Source organism: Micromonospora lutea, from assembly GCF_016863535.1.
Classification (GTDB): Bacteria; Actinomycetota; Actinomycetes; order Mycobacteriales; family Micromonosporaceae; genus Micromonospora; species Micromonospora lutea.
Genome location: NZ_BOPB01000034.1, coordinates 42,315 through 63,183, shown reverse-complemented (window position 1 = coordinate 63,183; position 20,869 = coordinate 42,315). Strand labels below are relative to the sequence as shown.

At 69.4% G+C, this 20,869-nt stretch carries 23 protein-coding genes and 4 pseudogenes; 17 read left to right on the top strand and 10 right to left on the bottom strand.

Features of this window, described 5'->3' with window-relative positions:
* Together Vlu01_RS25645 and Vlu01_RS25640 are read left to right on the top strand one after the other, a co-directional pair.
* Nucleotides 1-982, top strand: a 982-nt coding sequence (locus Vlu01_RS25645; RefSeq protein ID WP_275409488.1) for an SdrD B-like domain-containing protein, incomplete at its 5' end; no start/stop codon positions are given.
* Between the two features lie 377 nt (nt 983-1,359).
* A pseudogene (locus tag Vlu01_RS25640) lies at nt 1,360-1,598 on the top strand (transposase); the annotation flags it as partial.
* 442 nt (nt 1,599-2,040) lie between these two features.
* Here Vlu01_RS25640 and Vlu01_RS25635 read toward each other — a convergent pair.
* From Vlu01_RS25635 to Vlu01_RS25620, 4 genes and pseudogenes are all read right to left on the bottom strand, one after another.
* Nucleotides 2,041-2,448: an arsenate reductase ArsC gene (locus Vlu01_RS25635; RefSeq protein ID WP_204004254.1), complete on the bottom strand. Its 408-nt coding sequence runs from the start codon at nt 2,446-2,448 to the stop codon at nt 2,041-2,043.
* Between the two features lie 212 nt (nt 2,449-2,660).
* Nucleotides 2,661-3,368, bottom strand: a pseudogene (locus Vlu01_RS25630) (aquaporin); the annotation flags it as partial.
* A 120-nt stretch (nt 3,369-3,488) separates the two neighbouring features.
* Nucleotides 3,489-4,175: an arsenate reductase/protein-tyrosine-phosphatase family protein gene (locus tag Vlu01_RS25625; protein ID WP_204004249.1), complete on the bottom strand. Its 687-nt coding sequence runs from the start codon at nt 4,173-4,175 to the stop codon at nt 3,489-3,491.
* 89 nt (nt 4,176-4,264) lie between these two features.
* Complete coding sequence (locus Vlu01_RS25620) at nt 4,265-4,597, bottom strand: ArsR/SmtB family transcription factor (protein ID WP_204004247.1); 333 nt, start codon at nt 4,595-4,597, stop codon at nt 4,265-4,267.
* A 62-nt stretch (nt 4,598-4,659) separates the two neighbouring features.
* On the opposite strand from Vlu01_RS25620, the gene Vlu01_RS25615 reads away from it, so the two are divergent.
* Nucleotides 4,660-5,781, top strand: a complete 1,122-nt coding sequence (locus Vlu01_RS25615) for a flavin-containing monooxygenase (RefSeq protein ID WP_204004245.1) — start codon at nt 4,660-4,662, stop codon at nt 5,779-5,781.
* A 48-nt stretch (nt 5,782-5,829) separates the two neighbouring features.
* Here the strand turns inward: Vlu01_RS25615 and Vlu01_RS25610 are convergent, their stop codons facing one another.
* Entirely contained in the window at nt 5,830-6,213 is a 384-nt protein-coding gene (locus Vlu01_RS25610) for an ArsR/SmtB family transcription factor (RefSeq protein WP_204004243.1), read from the bottom strand.
* Between the two features lie 123 nt (nt 6,214-6,336).
* Here Vlu01_RS25610 and Vlu01_RS25605 point away from each other — a divergent pair, with 123 nt between their 5' ends.
* The 4 genes from Vlu01_RS25605 to Vlu01_RS25590 all read left to right on the top strand — a co-directional run bounded on the left by Vlu01_RS25605 (nt 6,337) and on the right by Vlu01_RS25590 (nt 9,545).
* Nucleotides 6,337-6,831 carry a GNAT family N-acetyltransferase gene (locus tag Vlu01_RS25605; protein ID WP_204004241.1) on the top strand — a complete coding sequence of 165 codons (495 nt, stop codon included), beginning with the start codon at nt 6,337-6,339 and terminating at the stop codon, nt 6,829-6,831.
* Nucleotides 6,832-6,908: 77 nt separating this feature from the next.
* On the top strand, nt 6,909-8,327 hold the full coding sequence (locus Vlu01_RS25600; protein WP_204004239.1) for an FAD-dependent oxidoreductase: 1,419 nt from the start codon (nt 6,909-6,911) through the stop codon (nt 8,325-8,327).
* A gap of 57 nt (nt 8,328-8,384) precedes the next feature.
* Entirely contained in the window at nt 8,385-9,020 is a 636-nt protein-coding gene (locus Vlu01_RS25595) for an MFS transporter (RefSeq protein ID WP_239096124.1), read from the top strand.
* A gap of 189 nt (nt 9,021-9,209) precedes the next feature.
* A complete protein-coding gene (locus tag Vlu01_RS25590; protein ID WP_204004237.1) occupies nt 9,210-9,545 on the top strand; it encodes a nucleoside triphosphate pyrophosphohydrolase family protein in 336 nt (111 codons plus the stop codon).
* Between the two features lie 190 nt (nt 9,546-9,735).
* On the opposite strand, the gene Vlu01_RS25585 is transcribed toward Vlu01_RS25590, so the two are convergent.
* Nucleotides 9,736-10,746, bottom strand: a complete 1,011-nt coding sequence (locus Vlu01_RS25585) for a mechanosensitive ion channel family protein (RefSeq protein ID WP_204004234.1) — start codon at nt 10,744-10,746, stop codon at nt 9,736-9,738.
* 1,007 nt (nt 10,747-11,753) lie between these two features.
* Between Vlu01_RS25585 and Vlu01_RS25580 the strand changes: the two genes are divergently transcribed.
* Nucleotides 11,754-11,975 carry a hypothetical protein gene (locus tag Vlu01_RS25580; protein WP_204004232.1) on the top strand — a complete coding sequence of 74 codons (222 nt, stop codon included), beginning with the start codon at nt 11,754-11,756 and terminating at the stop codon, nt 11,973-11,975.
* 143 nt (nt 11,976-12,118) lie between these two features.
* Here the strand turns inward: Vlu01_RS25580 and Vlu01_RS25575 are convergent, their stop codons facing one another.
* A complete protein-coding gene (locus tag Vlu01_RS25575) occupies nt 12,119-12,640 on the bottom strand; it encodes a hypothetical protein (protein ID WP_239096123.1) in 522 nt (173 codons plus the stop codon).
* A gap of 146 nt (nt 12,641-12,786) precedes the next feature.
* On the opposite strand from Vlu01_RS25575, the gene Vlu01_RS25570 reads away from it, so the two are divergent.
* A complete protein-coding gene (locus tag Vlu01_RS25570) occupies nt 12,787-13,446 on the top strand; it encodes a DUF1345 domain-containing protein (protein WP_239096122.1) in 660 nt (219 codons plus the stop codon).
* 149 nt (nt 13,447-13,595) lie between these two features.
* Here the strand turns inward: Vlu01_RS25570 and Vlu01_RS28020 are convergent.
* The 3 genes and pseudogenes from Vlu01_RS28020 to Vlu01_RS25560 form a co-directional block, all read right to left on the bottom strand.
* Nucleotides 13,596-13,754, bottom strand: a pseudogene (locus Vlu01_RS28020) (ClpB D2-like domain containing protein); the annotation flags it as partial.
* A gap of 14 nt (nt 13,755-13,768) precedes the next feature.
* A pseudogene (locus tag Vlu01_RS25565) lies at nt 13,769-13,942 on the bottom strand (hypothetical protein); the annotation flags it as partial.
* Nucleotides 13,943-14,088: 146 nt separating this feature from the next.
* Nucleotides 14,089-15,015 carry an NmrA/HSCARG family protein gene (locus tag Vlu01_RS25560; RefSeq protein ID WP_204004227.1) on the bottom strand — a complete coding sequence of 309 codons (927 nt, stop codon included), beginning with the start codon at nt 15,013-15,015 and terminating at the stop codon, nt 14,089-14,091.
* 99 nt (nt 15,016-15,114) lie between these two features.
* Here Vlu01_RS25560 and Vlu01_RS25555 point away from each other — a divergent pair, with 99 nt between their 5' ends.
* The 8 genes from Vlu01_RS25555 to Vlu01_RS25530 all read left to right on the top strand — a co-directional run bounded on the left by Vlu01_RS25555 (nt 15,115) and on the right by Vlu01_RS25530 (nt 20,769).
* Nucleotides 15,115-15,690 (top strand): TetR/AcrR family transcriptional regulator, encoded by a 576-nt coding sequence (locus tag Vlu01_RS25555; RefSeq protein WP_204004225.1) that lies wholly within the window; start codon nt 15,115-15,117, stop codon nt 15,688-15,690.
* A gap of 490 nt (nt 15,691-16,180) precedes the next feature.
* Nucleotides 16,181-17,017, top strand: a complete 837-nt coding sequence (locus tag Vlu01_RS25550) for an aliphatic sulfonate ABC transporter substrate-binding protein (protein WP_239096121.1) — start codon at nt 16,181-16,183, stop codon at nt 17,015-17,017.
* A 131-nt stretch (nt 17,018-17,148) separates the two neighbouring features.
* Nucleotides 17,149-17,838, top strand: coding sequence for an ABC transporter permease (locus Vlu01_RS27680; protein WP_239096120.1), 690 nt, complete (start codon nt 17,149-17,151; stop codon nt 17,836-17,838).
* Nucleotides 17,811-18,527, top strand: coding sequence for an ABC transporter ATP-binding protein (locus Vlu01_RS25545; protein ID WP_239096119.1), 717 nt, complete (start codon nt 17,811-17,813; stop codon nt 18,525-18,527). Before Vlu01_RS27680 ends, Vlu01_RS25545 begins: the two co-directional genes overlap by 28 nt.
* A 23-nt stretch (nt 18,528-18,550) precedes the next feature.
* The gene (locus tag Vlu01_RS27810) at nt 18,551-18,679 is read left to right on the top strand and encodes a hypothetical protein (RefSeq protein ID WP_275409486.1); all 129 of its coding nucleotides are present in this window, start codon (nt 18,551-18,553) and stop codon (nt 18,677-18,679) included.
* A complete protein-coding gene (locus Vlu01_RS25540; RefSeq protein WP_204004219.1) occupies nt 18,676-19,083 on the top strand; it encodes a hypothetical protein in 408 nt (135 codons plus the stop codon). The genes Vlu01_RS27810 and Vlu01_RS25540 overlap by 4 nt, the downstream gene beginning before the upstream one ends.
* A 4-nt stretch (nt 19,084-19,087) precedes the next feature.
* The gene (locus tag Vlu01_RS25535; RefSeq protein ID WP_204004217.1) at nt 19,088-20,257 is read left to right on the top strand and encodes an LLM class flavin-dependent oxidoreductase; all 1,170 of its coding nucleotides are present in this window, start codon (nt 19,088-19,090) and stop codon (nt 20,255-20,257) included.
* A complete protein-coding gene (locus Vlu01_RS25530; protein WP_204004215.1) occupies nt 20,254-20,769 on the top strand; it encodes an NADPH-dependent FMN reductase in 516 nt (171 codons plus the stop codon). The genes Vlu01_RS25535 and Vlu01_RS25530 overlap by 4 nt, the downstream gene beginning before the upstream one ends.
* Nucleotides 20,770-20,869 lie beyond the last annotated feature (100 nt).

Genomic DNA, 20,869 nt, shown 5'->3' with positions numbered 1-20,869 from the left:
CATCGCGCTGATTCCCACTCCCATCACGGAGACCTCCATGCGCAAACTTGCCGCCGCCGCCCTTGTGGGCATGATCGTGTCCGTCCTCCCGGTAACGGGTGCCCTGGCCGCCGACCCCAAGCCGGATATCGCGGTGAGCTCCGCCGCCGACAAGGCCAACTACGCCGAGGGCGAGACCTTCACCATCACGGTCACGGTGAAGAACAAGAGCTCCGTCGACGCTAAGCGTGTGCACTACACCGGCGGGGACAGCGAGGGCGTCGAGGATGTCGCCTACGGTGTGCTATCGACTGACTTCGATCTCGCTGCCGGCGCCACCAAGACCGTTCAGCTCACCGGCAAGACCAACCGCATGGCGTGGCAGGCCGGCTACGGATTCGTCGCCTTCTCGCTTGCCGCCGACAACGGTGAGGCCAACGACGCCGACAACGTCACCAGCGTGCGGCTGCTGGTGGGGGGCGCCTTCGACGATCTCGGCGGCTACGTCTTCCAGGGTGAGTCCTCTGGCGCCGAGTGGACGCCCCGGACACCTGGTGTCCCGGGTGTCAAGGTCGTCGCCACCAGTGCCGACGGCAAGACGAAGTACGCTGAGGCCATCACGGACGCCAAGGGCCTGTTCCGTTTCGCCCGCCTCCCCGCCGGCGACGTCCTGCTGACCTTCACCGCACCGGCGGGCTGGAAGATCCTGGCCGGCGAGAACGGCGAGGAGAACCACACGCTGGCGCAGGTCCGCGTCGACGACAGCGACGAGCCGCAGATCTTCGTGCCGGCGAAGAAGGTCGCCGTGAGCTCGCCGAGCACCTCGCCATCGGCATCAGCGTCGGCGTCGGCGTTGCCGTCAGTGTCAGCGAGCGCCGGCCCGGGCCTGCCGGTCACCGGCGACAACACCATGCTGCTCGTCGGCGCGGCTACCGCCGCCGTCGCGGTCGGCCTCGCGCTGGTGCTCGTCACATGGCGCCGCCGCCTACACCTGCGGGCCTGATCGACCAAGGTCGCCCCAGCGGCCGAACACCGGCAGGCTGCAGCGCCCCCTAGCTTGATCTTTAACCTGTGGTCGGTTTGTATCGACCCTGGCTGATCACGGCCGCAGCCCATGGTTGATCATTCTTCATGTCGAGGGAGGAAGATCAGGACCAAGGGCTGCGGGATGATCAGTGTGCATGAAGTCGGGCGCGCAGGCGCGGTGGGGATCTCGCGAGGTTCCGTACGGAGTTGCATCGGTGTCGACTTCGGGTGTCGAAGTCGGTGCCAGGGCTTGAGCTGCCGGCTTGAGGATCTTGGCGTGTCGGTGTTCGAGATGTAGCGAGGTCTCCGGTATCTGGTTCAGCGACCAAGCAGAACTCGAACATCGGAGACCTCGTGAACACCCTAGCGGTGGCGAGGCGGCACGACTTGACCGACGCACAGTGGGTGGCGCTGGAGCCGTTGCTGCCTGTGGAGCGTAGGCCAGGTCGGCCGTCGACATGGACGAAACGGCAGCTTATTGATGGGATTCGGTGGCGGACACGGGTCGGCGCCCGTGGCGGGACGTTCCGGAGTGCTACGGATCCTGGGCGGCGGTGTACGCGCTGTTTCGGCGTTGGCAGCGGGATGGGACCTCACCCGTCACGGTGATCAACTACGGAGTGGCCATGGGAGGCAAGGGCTCCAAGCGGAACCTCTTCGTCACGAACCCACCCGACTGGGCCACCAGACTGCCCGCAGCTGTCGAGCCCGGTGGCGAGTCAGCCCGGCTGCTGGTCCCGGTCGCAGAGCTGAACGGGATCACCAGGACCGCGGCATACCCTTCCGCAAGATGCGCCCGTGGGCCGACCTGGGTGACGGTCGCCGGGTCTACTCCACAAAGGCGGTACCGCTGAGGTAGTTCAGGGGCGGAAGGCATCACGCGACAACTCGTCGCTCTGTCTGGTCGATGTTCGGCGGACGCTCAGAACGCAGAGCGGGCGGCGCCAGTGGGCTTGGCTCGCCGCCCGCTGCCGGACGATCCTCCTACAGCAGGCCGCCGCTGCCAGTTCGCGTTTGTTCCTCCGCCGCTGTAGGTCAGCCGGCGGGGGTGAGATCGGCGAGGAGGTTCTCCACCCGGGTGCGGATCTCGTCACGGATAAGACGGACCGTTCTCAGCCCCTGGCCGGCGGGGTCCTCGAGCTTCCAGTCCTCGTACCGCTTGCCCGGGAAGGCCGGGCAGACGTCGCCGCAGCCCATCGTGATGATGACGTCAGAGGCTTCGGCAGTGGCGTAGTCGAGGATCTTCGGCTTGTTGGCCTTGATGTCGATGCCGACCTCGCGCATGGCCTCTACCGCCACAGGGTTGATCTGGTCGGCGGGGGCGGAGCCAGCGGAGCGGACCTCAACGGCGTCGCCGCCGAGGTGGCGCAGCCAGCCAGCGGCCATCTGGGAGCGGCCGGCGTTGTGGATGCAGACGAACAGGACGCTGGGCTTGTCGCTCATGGGTGCCTTGCCTGCAGTACGAGTCGTGGGGGTGGTTGACCGGTGCGTCGTCGGGGTCGAGGGCCAGGTGGTGGTCCGGGCTGCTGTTGCGGTCGACGGGGTGTGGTAGCGGCCGGTGTTGTAGCGGCGGTTGGCGAAGACGTGATCAGGCCGAGCCGTGCTGGTATCGCGTGCTGTCATGAGCGGCGGCCGACGGCGGCGTCCTCGTCGGTGGGGACGACAACCTGGTCCGCGGCGGCGCCCGGGTCGGGGTAGAGAGCGGCGAGCAGGCCGACACCGACGGCGAGGCCGACGATCTGGGCCAGGACGAACCCAGGCACCGAGGTGGGGGAGATGCCGGCGAAGGTGTCGGTGAACGCGCGGCCGATGGTGACCGCCGGGTTCGCGAACGAGGTGGACGAGGTGAACCAGTACGCCGCGCCGATGTAGGCGCCGACAGCGGCGGGTGCAACGGCGGCGCGGCCGGAGCGGGCGAGAGCGAAGATCAGCAGGATCAGCCCAGCCGTGGCGACGACCTCACCCAGCCACAAGTGGCCTCCAGCGCGGTCCTTGCCGGAGAAGTCAACGGCGGCCAGGTCGAACATCAGGTTCGCCAGCACCGCTCCAGCGATCCCGCCCAACACCTGTGCCACGACGTAGGCGCCGAGGCCGCGGGCGGTGAGGCCGGTGCCGGTACGGCGGCCGAGGAACCAGTCGGCCGCGGACACGACCGGGCTGAAGTGGGCCCCGGAGACGGGGCCGAAGATCAGGATCAGCGCGGCGAGTGCGAAGACGGTGGCGGTGGAGTTCTCCAAAAGCTGGAGGCCGACGTCGCCGGGGGAGAGGGTGGTGGCCATGATGCCGGAGCCGACCACGGCGGTGACCAGCAGGGCGGTGCCGACGAACTCGGCCAGCAGGCGACGCCGAAGTGCGATGGTCATCAGTTGTTTCTCTCCCATGATCTGAGCAGGCCCCGGCACCGCCGCGATGGTGGTTACCAGTTGGTGGTGACGTTCAACTCGTCGAGGAGCGGCGGATCCGGCGTTCGATGCTGATGCCGGTCATCGGGGCTCTCCGGGCAGGACGGCGGGGGCGAGCCGGCCGACCCGGTCGGCGAGGTCGGCGTAGGCGGCTTCGAACGCCTCGTCGGTGTCGACCCGGACCGGGTCCGGTACGGACCAGTGCAGCCGGGGGCGGACAGGGCCGGTCAGGTCCTCGTGAGCGTTGTCGCACACGGCGATGACCAGGTCGTCGGCGCGGACGATGTCGGTGACGTGGGCGGTGCCGGTCGGGTTGAGGTCGAGGTGGTGGCGGTGGGCCACAGCCACCGCGCGGGGGTGCACCCGGGTGGCGGGCTTCGTGCCGGCCGAGGCGACGTCGCTGTGGGTGCGCTGCTTCCACAGGGCGGCAGCCAGCTGGGAGCGGGCCGAGTTGTGGGTGCATACGAAGACCACCCGGCCGACGCCGGCCAGGCGTGGGGTGGCGAGCGCGGCGAGAGACTCCGGCAGCAGTCGCAGGTAGGTGCGACGGCGGTCTCCCTCGGAGCGGCCCTTGGCGACCAGGCCGGCGTCGGTGAGGACCTTGACGTGGTGGGCGACCAGGTTCGTCGGCATGTCGAGGGTGTGGGCGATCTCCCCGGGGGAGGCGTCGCCCAGAGTGAGCGCATCCACGATCGCCAGGCGTGCCGGGTCGCCGAGGGCAGCGTGGATCCGGGCTCGTCCGACGAGGGAAGAAAGTTCAACGTCCATTGACTCAACTATTGCTGAGCAATCCTGCGGAGTCAAGCCGGTCTCGCAGTGGCTTTGGCTTCGAGGGCGTCGGGATTGGTGCCGGCTGGTCAGCAGCAGGTCGCCAGGTAGGACTGCAGATCCGACAGCGCGGCCAGGGCGCCATCACGATCGGCCCGGTAGAACACCGTCTTGCCCTCGCGTCGCGAGGTGACCGCTCCGCCACGTCGCAGCAGCGTCAACTGCTGCGACGCCGTGGCCTGGCTGATGCCAACCCGCTCCGCCACCTCACCCACGGACATCTCGGCGCCGCGGGCGAACAGCATCATGATCCGCTGACGGGTAGGGCTGCCGAGGGCCTTGAGGAACTCCTGCGTCTGCGGCGCAAGACCCGGGACGTTGCTCGTTGGTCCGGTCGGCTGGTCGGCGGCGGTCTGGCTCATGGTCACACCTTTCCTCGCCATCATCATATTGTCATTCAACAAAACGACGATATGATCGTGGCGTGACCGATCAAGTCGATCCCGTGATCATCATTGGCGCCGGCCAGTCCGGCCTCGCCGCCGCCCGAGCCGCCCTGGACACTGGCTTCCGACCCGTCGTCCTGCACGCCGGCGCCGGACCGGTCGGCTCATGGCCTGACTACTACGACAGCCTGACCCTCTTCTCGCCCGCCCGCTACAGCGCCTTGCCCGGCATGCCCTTTGACGGTGATCCGGACCGCTACCCTCGCCGTGACGAGGTCACGGCCTATCTGCGCCGGTACGCGCAGACCGTGGACGTCGACATTCGCACCCGCACCCGCGTCACGACCGTGCACCCTCGCCGCGACGGGGGATATCTCGTCCACACCGACACCGGCGACGAGATCGCCGCGGCCGGCGTCGTCGCCGCCAGCGGATCCTTCGGCAACCCCTACCTGCCGACTCTGCCCGGCCAGGATGACTACGCCGGCGATCTCCGGCACGTCGCCCACTATCGCCGGCCGCAGGTGTACGCGGGCAAGCGTGTCATCGTCGTGGGCGCCGGCAACTCCGCCGTCCAGGTCGCATACGAGGTCGCGGTCCACGCCCGGGTCACGCTCGCCACCCGGGAACCCGTGCGCTTCCTGCCCCAACGCCTCGGCGGGCGGGACCTGCATTACTGGCTGCGGGTCACCGGCGCGGACTGCCTGCCCCGCCGCGTCCTCACCCGCCTGGTCCGGCACGTGGCTGTGCTCGACACCGGCGTCTACCGTGACGCCCTGGCCTGTGGGCTGCTCTCCCGGCGGGACATGTTCACCGCCTTCACCCCTGAGGGCGTCATCTGGGCCGATGGCACGCCCGAGTCGGTCGACGCGGTCATCTTCGCCACTGGCTACCGCCCGGACCTGGCGTACCTCAAGCCCTTGGGCGTCCTTGACCAAGGTGTGCCCCGGCAGGTGGGCGGGATCTCCACCACCCACCCAGGGCTGGTCTATCTCGGGTTGGAATTTCAGCGATCCTTCGCCTCGAACACCCTGCGCGGCGTCGGTCGCGACGCCACCCATGTCATGACTGCCCTGGCGGCTCACCTGTCCGGACGGCCTCGCCAAGACCGGCAGCGGAGGGACGCCGCCTCGCGCACGGGACACGGCGATCGGCGCTGATTCGCGTTCGGCGTTCGGCGCTGGTGGGTACGGGAGTTGCTCGGCGGTTTACGCCTGCGACGAGAGGGCCGGCTCGATCGACAGCAGGGCGGCGAGCTGGCGCAGGATGCCCGGGCGGGCCCGGTAGTAGACCCACGTGCCGCGCCGTTCGGCGTCCACCAGGCCCGCTTCGCGCAGCGTCTTGAGGTGGTGGGAGATCGTCGGCCCGGTCAGGTCGAACGCTGGCGTCAGGTCGCACACGCACACCTCGCCGTCCTCGGCGGAGGCGATCATCGACATCAGCTGCAGCCGTACCGGGTCGCCGAGGGCCTTGAACGCGGGCGCGAGCACCACGGCCGCCTCGGCCGGGACCCGACGCTGAGTCAGCGGGGGGCAGCACGGCGCGTCGGCGTTGAGGTCGATGACAGCGAGGGGTGGACCTTGCTTTGACATTCCTCTAGATTGACATCTCTCTAATCAGCGTGCAACTGTCTGGCTAGACGGACGTCGAGACAGGCGGAAGGGAAGCAGCATGTTCGGCAACCACCCCGCCCCGCAGCCGATGCGGGCCTGCTGATGGCCGACATCACCGTCCGCCCGATGACCTCGCACGACGCCGGTCGTGTCCTCGCCATCTACCAGGCTGGCCTCGACGCCGGCAACGCCAGCTTCGAGACCACCGCCCCGACCTGGACAGCATTCGACGCGGCCAAGCTGCCTGACCACCGCCTCGTGGCCGTCGACGCGGACGACATCGTCCTCGGGTGGGTGGCGGTCGCGCCGACGTCCAGCCGGCCGGTCTACGCCGGGGTGGTCGAGCACTCCGTCTACGTCGACCCGGCCGCCCAAGGGCGGGGTGTGGCCCGGCTGCTGCTGGACTTACTGATCGCCTCCACCGAGGCCGCCGGCATCTGGACCATCCAGTCGGGCGTCTTCCCCGAGAACACCGCCAGTCTCACCCTGCACCAGCGGGCCGGCTTCCGCATCATCGGCACCCGCGAGCGGGTCGGCCGGCACCACGGCCGGTGGCGCGACGTCGTCCTGCTCGAGCGTCGCAGCCCCCTTATCTGAGCCCCTCGAACTCTGCCTAACCCTGCACCACTGCACCTTTCTGATTCGACAGTTTTCGAACACAGAGGAGTTTTCCGATGAGTGTCCTGGACGAGCTGCCCGTCGTGGTGATCGGCGCCGGCCCGGTCGGTCTGGCCGCTGCCGCCCACCTGCACGAGCGTGGCCTGCCCTTCCTTGTTCTGGAGGCTGGTGACACCGCCGGCGCGGCGGTGCGGCAGTGGGGGCACGTGCGGGTGTTCTCCCCGTGGCGGTACAACATCGACCCCGCCGCCCGCCGGCTGCTCGACGACGCCGGCTGGGTCGCCCCGGCCGAAGACGCCCTGCCCACCGGCGCGGACCTCGTCGCCGACTACCTGCAGCCTCTTGCAGAGCTGCCGCAGCTCAAGCCGCACCTGCGCTACGGTGCGCGGGTGGAGGCGATCAGCCGCCTCGGCCTGGACAGGCTGCGCACCGCCGGCCGCGAGCAGACGCCGTTCCTGATCCGCCTCGACGACGGCGACGAGCTGCTTGCCCGGGCCGTCATCGACGCATCCGGCACCTGGGGCACCCCCAACGTCCTCGGCGCTTCCGGCCTGCCAGCCCACGGCGAAAAGAACGCCGCAGCGTTCCTCGAGCACGCCCTGCCCGACGTGCTCGGCGCGGATCGTGACCGGTTCGCCGGCCGACGCACCCTGGTTGTCGGCGCCGGCCACTCCGCCGCCAACACCCTGCTCTCCCTAGCCGAGCTTGCCGCCGCGGAACCGAGCACCCAGGTGACGTGGGCAATCCGCTCGGCGAGCCCGGCCCGCACCTACGGAGGCGGCGACGCTGATGCGCTGCCCGCCCGCGGCGCCCTCGGTTCCCGGCTACGCGAACACGTGGAAGCCGGCCGGATCCGGCTGCTCACCGGCTTCTCCGTGCACGCACTCACCCCGACCGATGGCCGAGTCGCCGTGGTCGTCCGCCACGCCGACGGTAGCGAGGAGCAAATGACCGTGGACCGGATCGTCGCCGCTACCGGCTTCCGCCCCGACCACACGATCGCCGCCGAACTGCGGCTCGACCTGGACCCGGTCATGGGCGCCACCCGCGCACTCGCCCCGCTGATCGACCCCAACGAGCACTCCTGCGGCACCGTCCCACCGCACGGCGTCGACGAACTCGCCCACCCCGAGACCGGCTACTACGCCGTCGGCATGAAGAGCTACGGCTGCGCGCCGACCTTCCTCATGGCCACCGGCTACGAACAGGTCCGATCCGTCGTCGCCGCCCTCGCCGGCGACTGGCAGGCAGCCCGCGAGGTCCAGCTCGACCTGCCCGAAACTGGCGTCTGCAACAGCAACCCCGCCGATTCCACCGGCACCGACAGCTGCTGCGGACCCGCCCCCGCAGCCCAGCCCGCCGGTAAGGGGTTGGCGACCGGCATCTCCGGCGGGCTGCTGTCCGTGCCGCTGAACCTCATCAGCCTCGACGTCGCACCCGTCGACGGCCAGACCGGCGGCTGCTGCGGCAGCTGATGGCCACCAATCTCACCACGGTGCCCGCCGGCCGACAGGTCGGCGGGCACCACGCCCATGGCCGGCGCATCGTCGCGGCCCATCACGACCACCATCGGCTACGGCACTCTCTACTACGCCTATGCGGTTCTGCTTCGCCCGATGGCGGCCACGCTCGGCGTTTCCGCCACCGCTGTCACCGGCGCTCTCACCGCCTCTGTCCTCGCCGGTGCTTCGATGGCGATCCCCGTCGGCCGGTGGCTCGACCACCACGGCGGACGCGCCCTCATGACCACCGGCTCCATCACCGCCACTGTCCTGCTGATCGCCTGGTCCCAGGTCCAGACCGTCGGGCAGCTCTACGCCGTCATGATCGGCATCGGCGTCACCGGCGCGATGGTCCTTTACGAACCGGCCTTCGCCGTGATCGTCACCTGGTTCACCCCCGAGCGGCGCGCCACCGCGCTGCTCGCCGTGACCATCGTCGCCGGGTTCGGCAGCACCATCTTCATACCGCTCACCAGCTTCCTCGACGCACATCTCGGCTGGCGCGGCACTCTGCTGATCCTCGCCGCTATCTACGGCGTAGTGACCGTGCCTCTGCACGCCCTCACCATCCGCAAACCTCCGGCCCCGTCGGCCGAGCTGTCGGCGCCGCCCGAGCGGCAGGACATCATGCAGCGGGCATCTGTCGCTCGCGCCGCCATTGCGTGACGCCAGGTTTTGGATCCTCGCGGGTACGTTCACGGCCCACGGCGCTGCCACCAGCGCGATGACGGTCCATATCGTCGGTTACCTCGCCAGCCGCGGCCACCCGGCCACTTTTGTCGGCGTACGGATGAAGGTGTCCGGCTAGGTACGAATCAACGGGACCAGGTGCTGCTGCCGCTGTAGGTTGCGGCTATGGATCTTGAGAGCTTGGGGCTGAGGGCAGTTGCGATCGCTGAGTTGTATGACCGGCACAACGTCGCCGCGGGTCGCGCGGCTTGGAGCACTGGTGACCTGGCGTTGGGGTTCGTCGGTGACGTCGGGGATCTAGCGAAGCTCGTGATGGCCGTCGACGGGCGTCGTGAAATCACCGATGCTCGTGAGCGGCTCGGTCATGAGCTGGCTGACTGTCTCTGGTCGGTCTTGGTTCTTGCGGATCGGTATGGCGTCGACTTAGCTGCGGAGTTCGCGCGAATGACTGCAGGGATCGAGGAGCATCTTGAAGCGCGTGGCCTGCGTGTGGCCGGGTAGCTGCCTATCCGGCGAAGCAGTGGTCGACGTCAGGCGACGTTGGCTTGGCCATCGACGGCGGTGAGGCGGTTCTTGAGCCGGTAGCTGGGTCAGTTGATCGCGACGACGTCGCAGTGGTGCAGAAGGCGGTCGAGGATGGCGGCACCAACTCATCCATCGGCGTCCGGAACGAGCACGCCCGACCCGCCGGTCAGGGCTGGTACTGGCTGCGGGTGCGGGGTAGCCACTGGGGGTGCTGGTCGCGCAGGTAGCGGATCAGTCCCTCGCGTAGGTCGCAGCGCAGGTCCCAGGCGCTGGCGCCGTCCGCGGCCGAGGCCCGCACCTGGATGACCACGGTCTGCGGGGTGGCGTCGACCATCTGGAGCACCCACCGGTCTCGATCCCACAGCGGTGAGGACTCGACCAGTCGGCGTGCCTCCCGGCGCAGGTCGTCCAGGTCGGCGGTGTGGTCGACATGGATCTGGATCTTGCCGATCACCCGCGACTCGTTCCGAGTCCAGTTCTGAAACGGCCGCTCGGTGAAGTACGTGGTCGGCAGGATGAGCATCCGTTCGTCCCAGAGCCGGATCACCACGTTGGTCAGCTTCACCTCCTCGACCCGACCCCATTCGCCGTCCACCACCAGCACGTCGCCGACGTGTAGCCCGTCGGCGAAGGCGACCTGGATGCCGGCGAACGCGTTGCCGAGCGCGGTTCGAGCGGAGAGACCGATCACCGCGCCGACCACCCCGGCCGAGGTCAGAATGGAGATGCCGACGAGGCGTACCGGCCGGAAGGTCATCAGGATCAGGCCGACTGCGAGGACCGTGACAACGGCCACCGTGAGCCGCCGCATCGGGCGAATCTGGGTCCGGGCCCGCCGGACCCGCCGGCTCGTGACCAGATCGCTCGGCAGCCGGCTGAACGCGACCGCTTCGGCAACATTCAATGCCTTGATCACCAGCCACGCACTGACGCTGATCAGGACCAGCAGGATGGCGTGCCGCAGATAACGCTGCCACTCGGCCGGCCCGGGCGGCAGCGCGTAGTACAGCGCCCCGACCAGCAGTACCGCGGCCGCCGGGCTGCGGCAGGCCTGCCGCAGCGGCTCCAGCAGCCACTTGTAGCGGCCAAGGGCACCCCAACGGATCAGCACGGCGGAGACCAGGTCCGCGACCACGGCCGCCGCCAGCGCGGCCAACACGATCAGCGCGGTACGCATCAAAAGCCGTTCACCGTGATCTTGATGCCGCCTCTCCTGACTCGCGACCGCGCCCCCCGCGTTCAGGGTGTCATCAGACTTGGCAGCAAAGCGGCGGATATCGGGAATGCCAGACGGCCGTCATCGACGTCCGGCAGCTGCCGATTGATCGGCCTGCCCGCAGGCTTCCTACGAGCCGGCGCAGGATGCGTGAACCGACCTGCCACGGCGGCTCATGCAGTGCTATCAGCTGCTCCGGGGCGTGCCGGACCCCTGAGGTGCGGTGTCCTCCTCCGAGGGCTGCGCGGCCGAGCGCTGGCTGGCCGGGGCAGGCGAGGTGGCACTGGCGGCGTACGCGGGCGAGCCCGCGCCCGGAAGTGCCGCCGCGTGCCACGGACGGTGACTGCTCCCGCGGCCACCACAGCGTCCGGACGTAGCCGAGATGGGGAGGCGTTCGTATGGTGATCTACCGCAGTGCTGCTGCGAGTTCGGCGGCGGGCTGGGGCTGTCGAACACGGGTGCCGCTCTTTCGGATTCGTCTTCCGTGAGCGTGACGGACTGGACGCGGGTCGGCATCTCGGCCGTAGAACCGGGTGGCGGCGGCTGGTGGCGGTGGGGTCTGGGCGGATCTCCGGCCCGAGCGGCCTGGCAAAGGATGAAGAGATTGTCCACAGCAGCCCGCCGCTGAGGCAGGTCACGGAGCGGCTGGTAGGGGCCACAGGGGCAACTGCAGCAAAGCCGATCGAAATTTGTCGTGGTGCGTAGTAGCACTTTGTTAGGTCTTTCCGGTGTGTCGGTTTTAGGGTGATTCACCCTATTCTGGATCAGGGAGGGCTTGTCCGAGTGCGGGTGTGGTCAGGGTTCATCGACTCCGGCGGCGCCCGCAGGCCCGATAACGGTGCAGATGATGGAAGGCCGCCGTCCGTGTCCGTCTTGAAGAGCTTGGCAAACCGAGCAAGTTCGGCATCCGTCGTCGGAGCCGTCCGCTCGAAAGCATGGGCGGCCCGAGTGCCGGGTACCCACCGGGCATGGGTAGCCACAAGCGCAACAAGCATGACAGCGGCGGTGAGTCGGCGCGGGGCCGTCGGCACCCGGGCAGCGGAGCGCGCGGCCGGCAAGGGGCCACCGTGGAGCACTCGCCGGACCAGCGGCACGAACGCACCGCAACCGGATCGGCCGGCACCGAGCGCGACCATGGCCGGTCGAAGGCGGCGGGGCAGGGGCGGGTCAACCGCCAGGGTACGGCCTGACCCGCGGTGACCTCTCTTCTGCGCGCTCGTCGGTCAGCTCCCGGGACTCCCGCGGAACAGTCCCGGGGCGTTGCCGGTAGCTGCGGACCAGGTCCATCGCTTATATGATCTCCGGCTGCCGCTCGGTAGGAGCCACGTCGAGGTCACCGGCACCAGCACTGCGGCGTCGGCCACCATGGTGTGAGCCTGCGGAAGGTGTGTTCGTCGACGAAGACGTTGAGCAGGCTCCCGCCGCCCATGAACGCGGTGAGCAGGTTTACCGGTATGCCGGTGGGCTGGGCGACGACATCGGTCAGCCAGCCGGTGCCGGCCTCGGCGACGAGGACGAGGCGCCACCGGGTGGTGAGGCTGACCGGAAAGTGCTGGGCCAGCACGCCGTCGGTGGCCAGCACGTGCAGCCCCATGGCGACGGCGAACAGCACCGCCGGCCCGAGCCCGGCGTGCAGCTTGGTCGCCAGGGTGTACGTGATCAACCCGCTGTAGAGAGCGAAGAAACCGGGTTGGAACGCGAAGACTGCCCGGGTGGGTTCCTGCTGGTGGCCGTTTGAGCGATGGGTGGCGCGTTCCAGCACGTAGAACGTGAAAAAGCCGACCAGCGCCACGAAGAACAGGATGAATCCGCGCGCCGGCGTGCGGTCAACCTTTTCCTCCAGCACGTGGGCCACGGCCTGGTTGCCCTCGGCGAGGCGCGGCAGCAGGCCGCGAGGCGCGGCGCGTGCATCGCCGTCGACTCGCTACGGTCGCGCAGCCCGATCCGGTGATGGCTCCGGGTTTCCGCTGCTCGACCCGGTTGATCCGGAACGCTGAATGGGTGGAGCAGCGATCGGGACGACCGGCGCTGGGACGCCTGCTGTCGGTCAGGCGTGCGTTGTGGTCGTTGGCCGCCGGTGTCGTAGCCGGGGCGGCCGCCGCGCTGGTCGGGGCGCCGGAGTTGACGCCGCTGGTGATCTGGACGATCGCGGCGGGCACGATCCTTGTCTGGGTGTGGCGGGCCTGCTGGTCGGCGAGCCCGAAGCGTACCGAGCAGCTTGCTGAGGCGGAGCAGCACTCCCGTTCCACCGACTCGGCGATCCTGATCGCGTCCGTTGTCAGTCTCGCCGCCGTGGGCGAGGCGCTCGTGCGCGCCTCGAACCAGCAGGACATGGTGGCTGTCACGCTGGTGATCCTTAGCGTCGTCGGGGTGGTCTTGGCGTGGGTGCTGGTGAACACGGTCTTCGCGTTGAAGTACGCCCGGCTGTACTACCGCGACAACGGCGGTGGCATCGACTTCAAGCGGGATGATCCACCGGCGTACGCCGACTTCGCATACGTCGCTTTCACGGTCGGCATGTCCTACGCCCCGGGCGAGAACGAACCGACGAGTAACCATATGCGCCGGATCGCGCTCGCGCACGCGCTGCTCTCGTACACCTTCGGAACTGGCATCCTGGCCGTCGCCGTCAACCTGGTCACCAACCTGGGCCAGTCGTGATCCACGTGGCATGGCATGCGCCCGCTGCTGGGACGGATCCGCGCGTACCCCGGCGCGGGACCCCACGGGCTGTGGGCGCGGCGAGGAGATGAAGCTGACCAACCTTTCTGATCCGACCCTGGGACGAGCGGATGCTCAACCTCGATGGTGTCGCTGGGATTCGCCCCGTCCTCGCCCAGCAGGGTCGACAGCCGGTCTTCCAGCTCACGCTGGATGCTGCGCCGCAGTGGCCGGGCACCGGAGGCTGTGCACCTCGGGCACCGGAAGCGTGCCCTCCTGCGCTGCCGCCAGGTCTCGCTCGGCCGCACCGATCTCGGCCTTCAGCGACCGCGCTGTCCTTCTCCCGGCGCACCTGGGACAGCCGCTTCTCGATCTCCTTTTTGTCCGGAGCTGGGGTTCGGGAACGCAGCCGGACCCGTGCCCCCGCCTGGTCGAGCAGGTCGATGGCCTTGTCCGGCAGGAACCGGTCGGTGATGTAGCGGTGGGACAGCACCACCTGGTCAGACCCTGGTCCACGAGCCGCGTCATCCGCGGGGATCGCCGAGTGGATAGATCAACCGGAGCGCCAGCCTCGGCGAGGTTGTCCCACAGTTCCAGCGGTCCGCGACCTGCGGTCGTGGCGGCAGCCCTGGGTCTTGTCGGTCAGGCCGCGGACCGTAGGTGTCGGTTCGTCCATTCCTCGAAGGTCGTGAGCGGGATGCCGAGTGCGCGAGCGTACTCGGGACGGGCCGGCTGTCCCACAGCCTCCGTGAGTTCGTGCCCGATGACTGCCCAGTCCGGCATGCCCGCGGCGACAGCCTCCTCGGCCGTCATGTCGGGCGCGGTCAGTTCGATGCCCAGGGCGCGGGAGAGGATCTCGGCGATCTCGCTCATCGCCAGGTAGTCGCTGGCCAGTTCCAACTCGATCCGGTGGAACCGTTGTGGTTCGGCGATCGCCGCGGCGGCGGCCCGGCCGATGTCCTCGACCGCGACGAGGGAGAGTCGGGTCTGCGGCTTCAGCACGGTTACCAGGCCGCCCTCGACGCCGCGCGGGAACAGGTACGCCGCCGCGGGCAGCAGGTTCTCCATGAAGAAGCCCGGCTTGAGGAGCGTCCAGTGGGTGAAACCGGCCTCGCGTACCCGGTCCTGGATCCCCGCCTTGGCGGTGTAGTAGGGCTCCATGGGCGCCCAGCGGCCTTCCGCCCAGCCGGGGAACTCGGTGTGCTGCCCGGCGCCGGAGACCGTGGTCTGCACGAACTGCGGTACGCCCGCGGCGATTGCGGCCTCGATCAGGTTGACGCCCTGGCGCTGCTCGCCGGGGAAGTCGAGTCCGCCGTCCTTCATCGGGGGCCGCTGGACCGAGAAGACCGCTCGGGCGCCCTGGGCCGCGCTGGTCAGGGAGTCGCGATCGTCCAGGTCACCGGCACGCAGTTCGGCGCCGAACGCCTCGATGGTCCTGGCCCGTTCGGTGGCGGGGTCGCGGACCAGCGCCCGGACGGGTACGCCCGCGGCGAGCAGGGCGCGGGCGGTGGCTCCACCCTGCTGTCCGGTGGCGCCGACGACCAGGACCGGTGCGGAATCGATGGACACGTGGTCTCCTCGTGACAGGTCAAGTTAAACGGCGGGGGCCGCCGCTTACTCCTGGTACGATACGGCGGGCCCCGCCACTTAGCAATCGTGAGGTGCCCCATGCCCGGTCAGCGAGCGGACGCTCGGCGCAACTACGCGCTCCTACTCGCCGTTGCCGAAGAGGAGATCGCCCGGTACGGAGCTGACGCGTCCATGGAGCAGATCGGCCGCAGGGCAGGGGTGGGATCTGGCACCGTACGTCGGCACTTTCCTAACCGGCATGCACTGCTGGAGGCGGTCTTCCGCGCCCGCATCGAGACCCTCCGTGACCACGCCCGCGATCTCGCCGACTCGTCCGACGCCCGAACGGCGCTGCTCACCTGGCTGGGCGCCGTCACCGCTTCCACCGCGACCATCCGGGGACTGGCGGTCGCGCTGGCCCACAGCTGCGCGACCGAACCCGGCGCGGCGCACGTGCACTGCGCCTCCGCGCAACTCACCGAGGCCGGTGACCCCCTGGTGCGGCGCGCCGCCCAGGACGGCGCGGTGGCGGCCGGCGTGACCATCACGGACCTGCTCACACTGGTCACCGGTCTCGCGCTGGCGACCGAACACCATTCGGACCCGGCCGCCGAGACGAGCCGGCTGCTGAGCCTGGCGATCGAAGGGATCAGCCCAACGCCCCAGACCCGTTGACCGGGTCGCTCGGGTCGATCCGACCATTGGCCCTGCGACCGACCGGCCATGCGGGCGTTCAGCCTTGATGCACCGACGCCTCCGCTCAGCTGTCGATGGCAGCGGCAGGTAACACCGCGCGTCGAAGCGTGGGGTGACGGCGGTCATGGGAAGCGGAGTGCGCCTTGGCCGTCGACGCCGAGAATGTCGTCCGGGTTGGGTGTGGGGGGCAGGACTTCAGCGAGCGCCGCCCCCACCGTCAGCGTGGCCGACAACCTCCAACTGTTTGGACTCGGGCCGAGTCGGATCCGCTCGGCGCTGAACTGGTGAAGCGCTGCGAGGCGAACGCACTTCCCATCTTTCCCATAGGTTCAGTAGACTTTGCGGTATGCACAGGTCCCTATGGCGCCGCCGCGCGCTCGCCACGTTCGGAGCAATCTTGGTCGCTGCCGCGGCGCTCACTGCCTGCGGCGATGCGGAGGACAGTGGGGGCGGTGATGGGCAGCTGCGAGTGGGTTACCAGCGCTACGGCAGCCTGAGCTTGCTCAAGGCCCGCAACGAGGCACCTGGCGTGACCTGGTCGTTGTTCGAGAGCGGACCGGCCCTCACCGAGGCGCTCAAAGCTGGGTCGATCGACATCGGTGAGACCGGGGAGGCTCCGCCCATCTTCGCGGCGGCCGGAAAGATTCCCTTCAAGATCGTGGCGACCTCGGACGAGGTGCCGCAGGGCGAGGCCGTGCTGGTCAAGGAGAGCAGCGGGTTCCGGACGTTCGCCGATCTCAAGGGTAGGACGGTCGCGCTGAACAAGGGCTCCAACGTGCACTGGCTGCTGGTCAAGTTGCTCGAAGCCAACAACATGACCTTGCAGGACATCACGGTCCAGTACCTCAAACCCGCCGAAGGGCGGCCCGCTTTCGACGCCGGGCAGGTCGACGCGTGGATCATCTGGGATCCCTACTTCGCCCTCGCCGAGCAGCCCGGCGTCAAGGTGCTGGCCGACGCGACCGGGCTGGCGAGTAACCGGCAGTACATTCTGGCCGCTCCAGACGCCGTCGAGAAGAAGACAGACCAGGTACGCGACCTGCTGACCCAACTCAACACCACCACCCAATGGGGCATCGACAACCCCGAGGAACGGGCTCGGCTGCTCGCCCCCGAGCTCAAGATTGCCGAAGACGTGGCGAAACGCTCGCTGGACCGCAGCGCCAAGTCGCTGGCCCCGGTCTCGGCGGCGATCGGCGACGAGTTGCAGGCGATCGCCGACGGCTTTGCCGAACTGGAGCTGATCCCCGAGCCCATCGACATCAAGGCCCGCATCGAACCCCAGTTCACCGGGGTCTTCACATGACGGAGCTGGCCACCCGACCGTCGGCCACCGCGCAAAAGACCGCGCGACCGGCCGCACGGCCCAACCGTAGGCGATGGCGGCGCCTGACCACCCCAGTCGTGCTCGTCGTGCTCTGGGAGACGTCCTCGCGCGTGGGTGTGCTACCGGAGGAGAAGCTCCCTCCGATCAGTGAGGTGGTACGCGCCGGATGGCGGCTTGCCGAGGATGGCACGCTCGCCACCCATCTGCTCGACTCACTGGCCCGGGCCGGTGCCGGCCTGGCTATCGGCGTCGGTCTTGCGCTGGTGCTCGGATCGATCGCGGGTCTGCTGCGGCTCGGCGATGATCTGGTCGATCCGCCGGTGCAGATGGCCCGGATGCTGCCACACCTCGCGCTGGTGCCACTACTGATCATCTGGGTCGGTATCGGCGAGTCGCTGAAGGTCACCTTGGTGGCCCTGGGTGTGTTCTATCCGATGTACTTCAACCTCTACGCCGGCATCCGTGACATCGACGAGCGGCTGGTCGAGGCGGCACGCACCTGTGGCCTCGGCGCGGTGGCCCGCATCCGACACGTCGTGTTGCCCGGCACACTGCCGGCACTGTTCCTCGGACTGCGCCTGGCGACCGGGGCCGCATGGCTGAGCCTGGTGGTAGGCGAGACGGTCGCTACCCAGAGCGGCATCGGCTTCCTGATGATGGAGGCCCGCGAGTTCAGCCAGACCAACGTCGTCCTCGTCGGCCTGTTCATCTATGCCCTGCTCGGGCTGCTGTCGGATCTGATCTTGCGGGCGGTCGAGAGGAGGACTCTGACGTGGCGACGCGGCCTACAGGCGACGTAGTCACCGCCACCGGCGTACGACGTGTCTTCGGGGACACGGTGGTCCTCGACGGCATCGACCTGACGATCGGTTCCGGCGAGGTGGTCGCACTACTCGGTGGCAGCGGGTCGGGCAAGACCACCCTGCTGCGGATACTCGCCGGCCTCGACCAGGACGCGACCGGCGACTGGCAGGTACGCGGCAACCTGGCGGTGGTCTTCCAGGAGCACCGGCTGCTGCCCTGGAAGCGGGTCGCCGACAACGTGGCGCTCGGCGTGCCCGGCCCCGACGTCCAGCGCCGCACGGCTGCGGCGTTGACCGAGGTCGGCCTGGCTGGCCGGGAGCGGGCCTGGCCGGCCGAGCTGTCGGGCGGCCAGTCCCAGCGTGTCGCGGTGGCCCGGGCCCTGGTCCGCGAGCCGGACCTGTTGCTGCTCGACGAGCCGTTCGGTGCGCTGGACGCGCTGACCCGGCTGCGGATGCAGGCACTGTTCGGCCGGTTGCGCGCCGAGCACGGGTTCGCCGCGCTGCTGGTCACCCACGACGTCGAGGAGGCGCTGCTGCTCGCGGACCGCACGCTGGTCCTGGCCGGGGGTCGGGTCGTTGACGACACACCGGTGCCGCTGACTCATCCGCGTGCGCCGGATGACCCTGGTTTCGGCGCGCTGCGCCGGCACCTGCTCGACCGTCTCGGCGTACCAGCCGCAGCCTGACGACCAAGGAGTGATCCATCCCCATGGGCGACCGCGTCACGGTCACGAAGGACTGCCGGATCGTCGAGCACGCAACCAGCGAGGACGTCATCGCACCTCGGCATGAGTACCCGCAGTGGCTGTGCATCGCGGTGCCATGGGAGCCGGCATGACGAATGTTCCCGTCCTGTCCTCGGCGCAGGCGATCGCGCTCGCCGCCGACTTCTCCCGGGACGCGGCCGACCGCGACGCGCGACGCATCCTTCCGCTGGCGGAGGTCGACGGACTCAGCGGGTCCGGGCTGCTGGCTATCACCGTCCCCGCCCGGCACGGCGGAGCGGACCTGCCGGTGGAGACGGCCGTGGAGGTGTTCCGGCTGCTGTCGGCCGGCGACCCCAACATCGGCCAGAAGAGCCGACCCTACCCGGACGCGCACGTCGACCGGGCGGCCGACGACCCCCTGATGGTACGCGCCTTCGGGGGAGGTCGAACTGGCCGTGCACGGCAGCGAGGCGCTGCTGGCCGAGACGGCCCGGGCCGTCGACCGCACCCCACCCTCAACCACGGACAGGTGTGAGCTCATGACCGATCTGAAGTTCCATTGGTTCCTACCGACCAACGGCGGCGACGGCCGGCAGATTGTCGGCGGCGGACACGGCACCCCGGCCGACGTGGGCGCCCGGGCAGCATCTGTCGCCTACCTCGGGCAGATCGCCCGCTCGGCGGAGCAGTTGGGCTTCGAGGCCGCGCTGACCCCCACCGGCGCCTGGTGCGAGGACGCCTGGATCACCACCGCGATGCTGAGCAGCGTGTCGGCGCGGCTGAAGTTCCTCGTCGCGTTCCGGCCCGGCCTCACGTCGCCGTACCTCGCCGCGCAGATGGCCGGCACCTTCCAGAACCTCTCCGGCGGCCGACTGCTGCTCAACGTGGTCACCGGGGGCGAGAGCCACGAGCAGCGGATGTACGGCGACTTTCTTGACAAGGACGCCCGCTATCAGCGCACCGGAGAATTCCTGGAGATCGTCCGGGCGCTGTGGTCGGGCAAGCCCGTCGACGTCGAGGGCACGCACTTCCAGCTCGCCGACGCGGTCCTGACCCAGATCCCCGACCCGGTGCCACGCGTCTACTTCGGCGGCTCGTCACCGGCGGCTCTGGACGTGGCGGCCCGGCACGTCGATGTCTACCTGACCTGGGGTGAACCTCCGGCCGCCGTGGCCGAGAAGGTGCGCCGGGTCCGCGAGCTCGCCGAGCGACAGGGGCGGACCCTCGCGTTCGGTCTGCGGGTGCACACCATCGCCCGCGACACCGCCGAGGAGGCCTGGGCGGAGGCCGACCGGCTGCTGTCCGGCATCTCCGAGGATCAGATCCGCCAGGTCCAGGCGGGCCTGCGCCGCAGCGAGTCCGAGGGTCAGCGCCGGATGCTCGCCCTCAACGGCGGCACCAAGGACGGGCTGGAGATCCATCCGAACCTGTGGGCCGGTGTCGGGCTGGTACGTGGCGGCGCCGGCACCGCGCTCGTCGGAGACCATCAGCAGGTAGCCGACCTCATCGAGCAGTACGTCGAGGCGGGAATCAGCGAGTTCGTGCTCTCCGGCTACCCGCATCTGGAGGAGGCGTACCGGTTCGGCGAGGGCGTGCTGCCCGAGTTGTCCCGCCGTGGTCTCTGGCAGCACCCGGTGCCCGTCCGGCAGGCGGCACCGGCAGTACCCTTCGGCGCGGCGCCGGTCGCGGCGAAGCCGGTGGCGCGGTGAGCGCCCGGGTCGCGGTCGTGGTCGGTAACCCTCGACCGGCCAGCCGTACCCTCGCCGCAGCGGGGTACGTCGCTCGGCAGCTCGCCGGCCGCGAGCCGGATCTGACCGTCGATCTCGCCACCCTGGGTCCGGCCCTGCTGGACTGGGACGATCCGGGCGTGGCCGCCCTGGTGGCCGAGGTTGGTGCGGCCGACCTTGTGGTGGTGGCGAGCCCGACGTACAAGGGCACCTACACGGGTCTGCTCAAGCTCTTCCTCGACCGGTTCGCTGGCGGGACCGGGCTGCGCGGGCTCGCCGTCCCGCTGCTGGTCGGCGCTGCACCGCAGCATCACCTGGCCGCGGAGCTCACCCTGCGGCCGGTGCTCACCGAGATCGGCGCGACCGTTCCCGGGCGTGGACTGTTCGTCATCGACCGTGAGCACGACGAGCCTGCGGCCTACGCTGACTGGCTGACGGCCACGCGCCCGGTCGTCGCGGCTTTCCTGAGGGCCCGCCACGAGGCAACCACATGACAGGTGGGCTGCGCGATCTTCGCGGGGCTCATGCGGACCGGATGGATCCCCGAGGCGGTCTGCGCCGAATGCAACGACATCTGGAGCCGCATGCCGACGA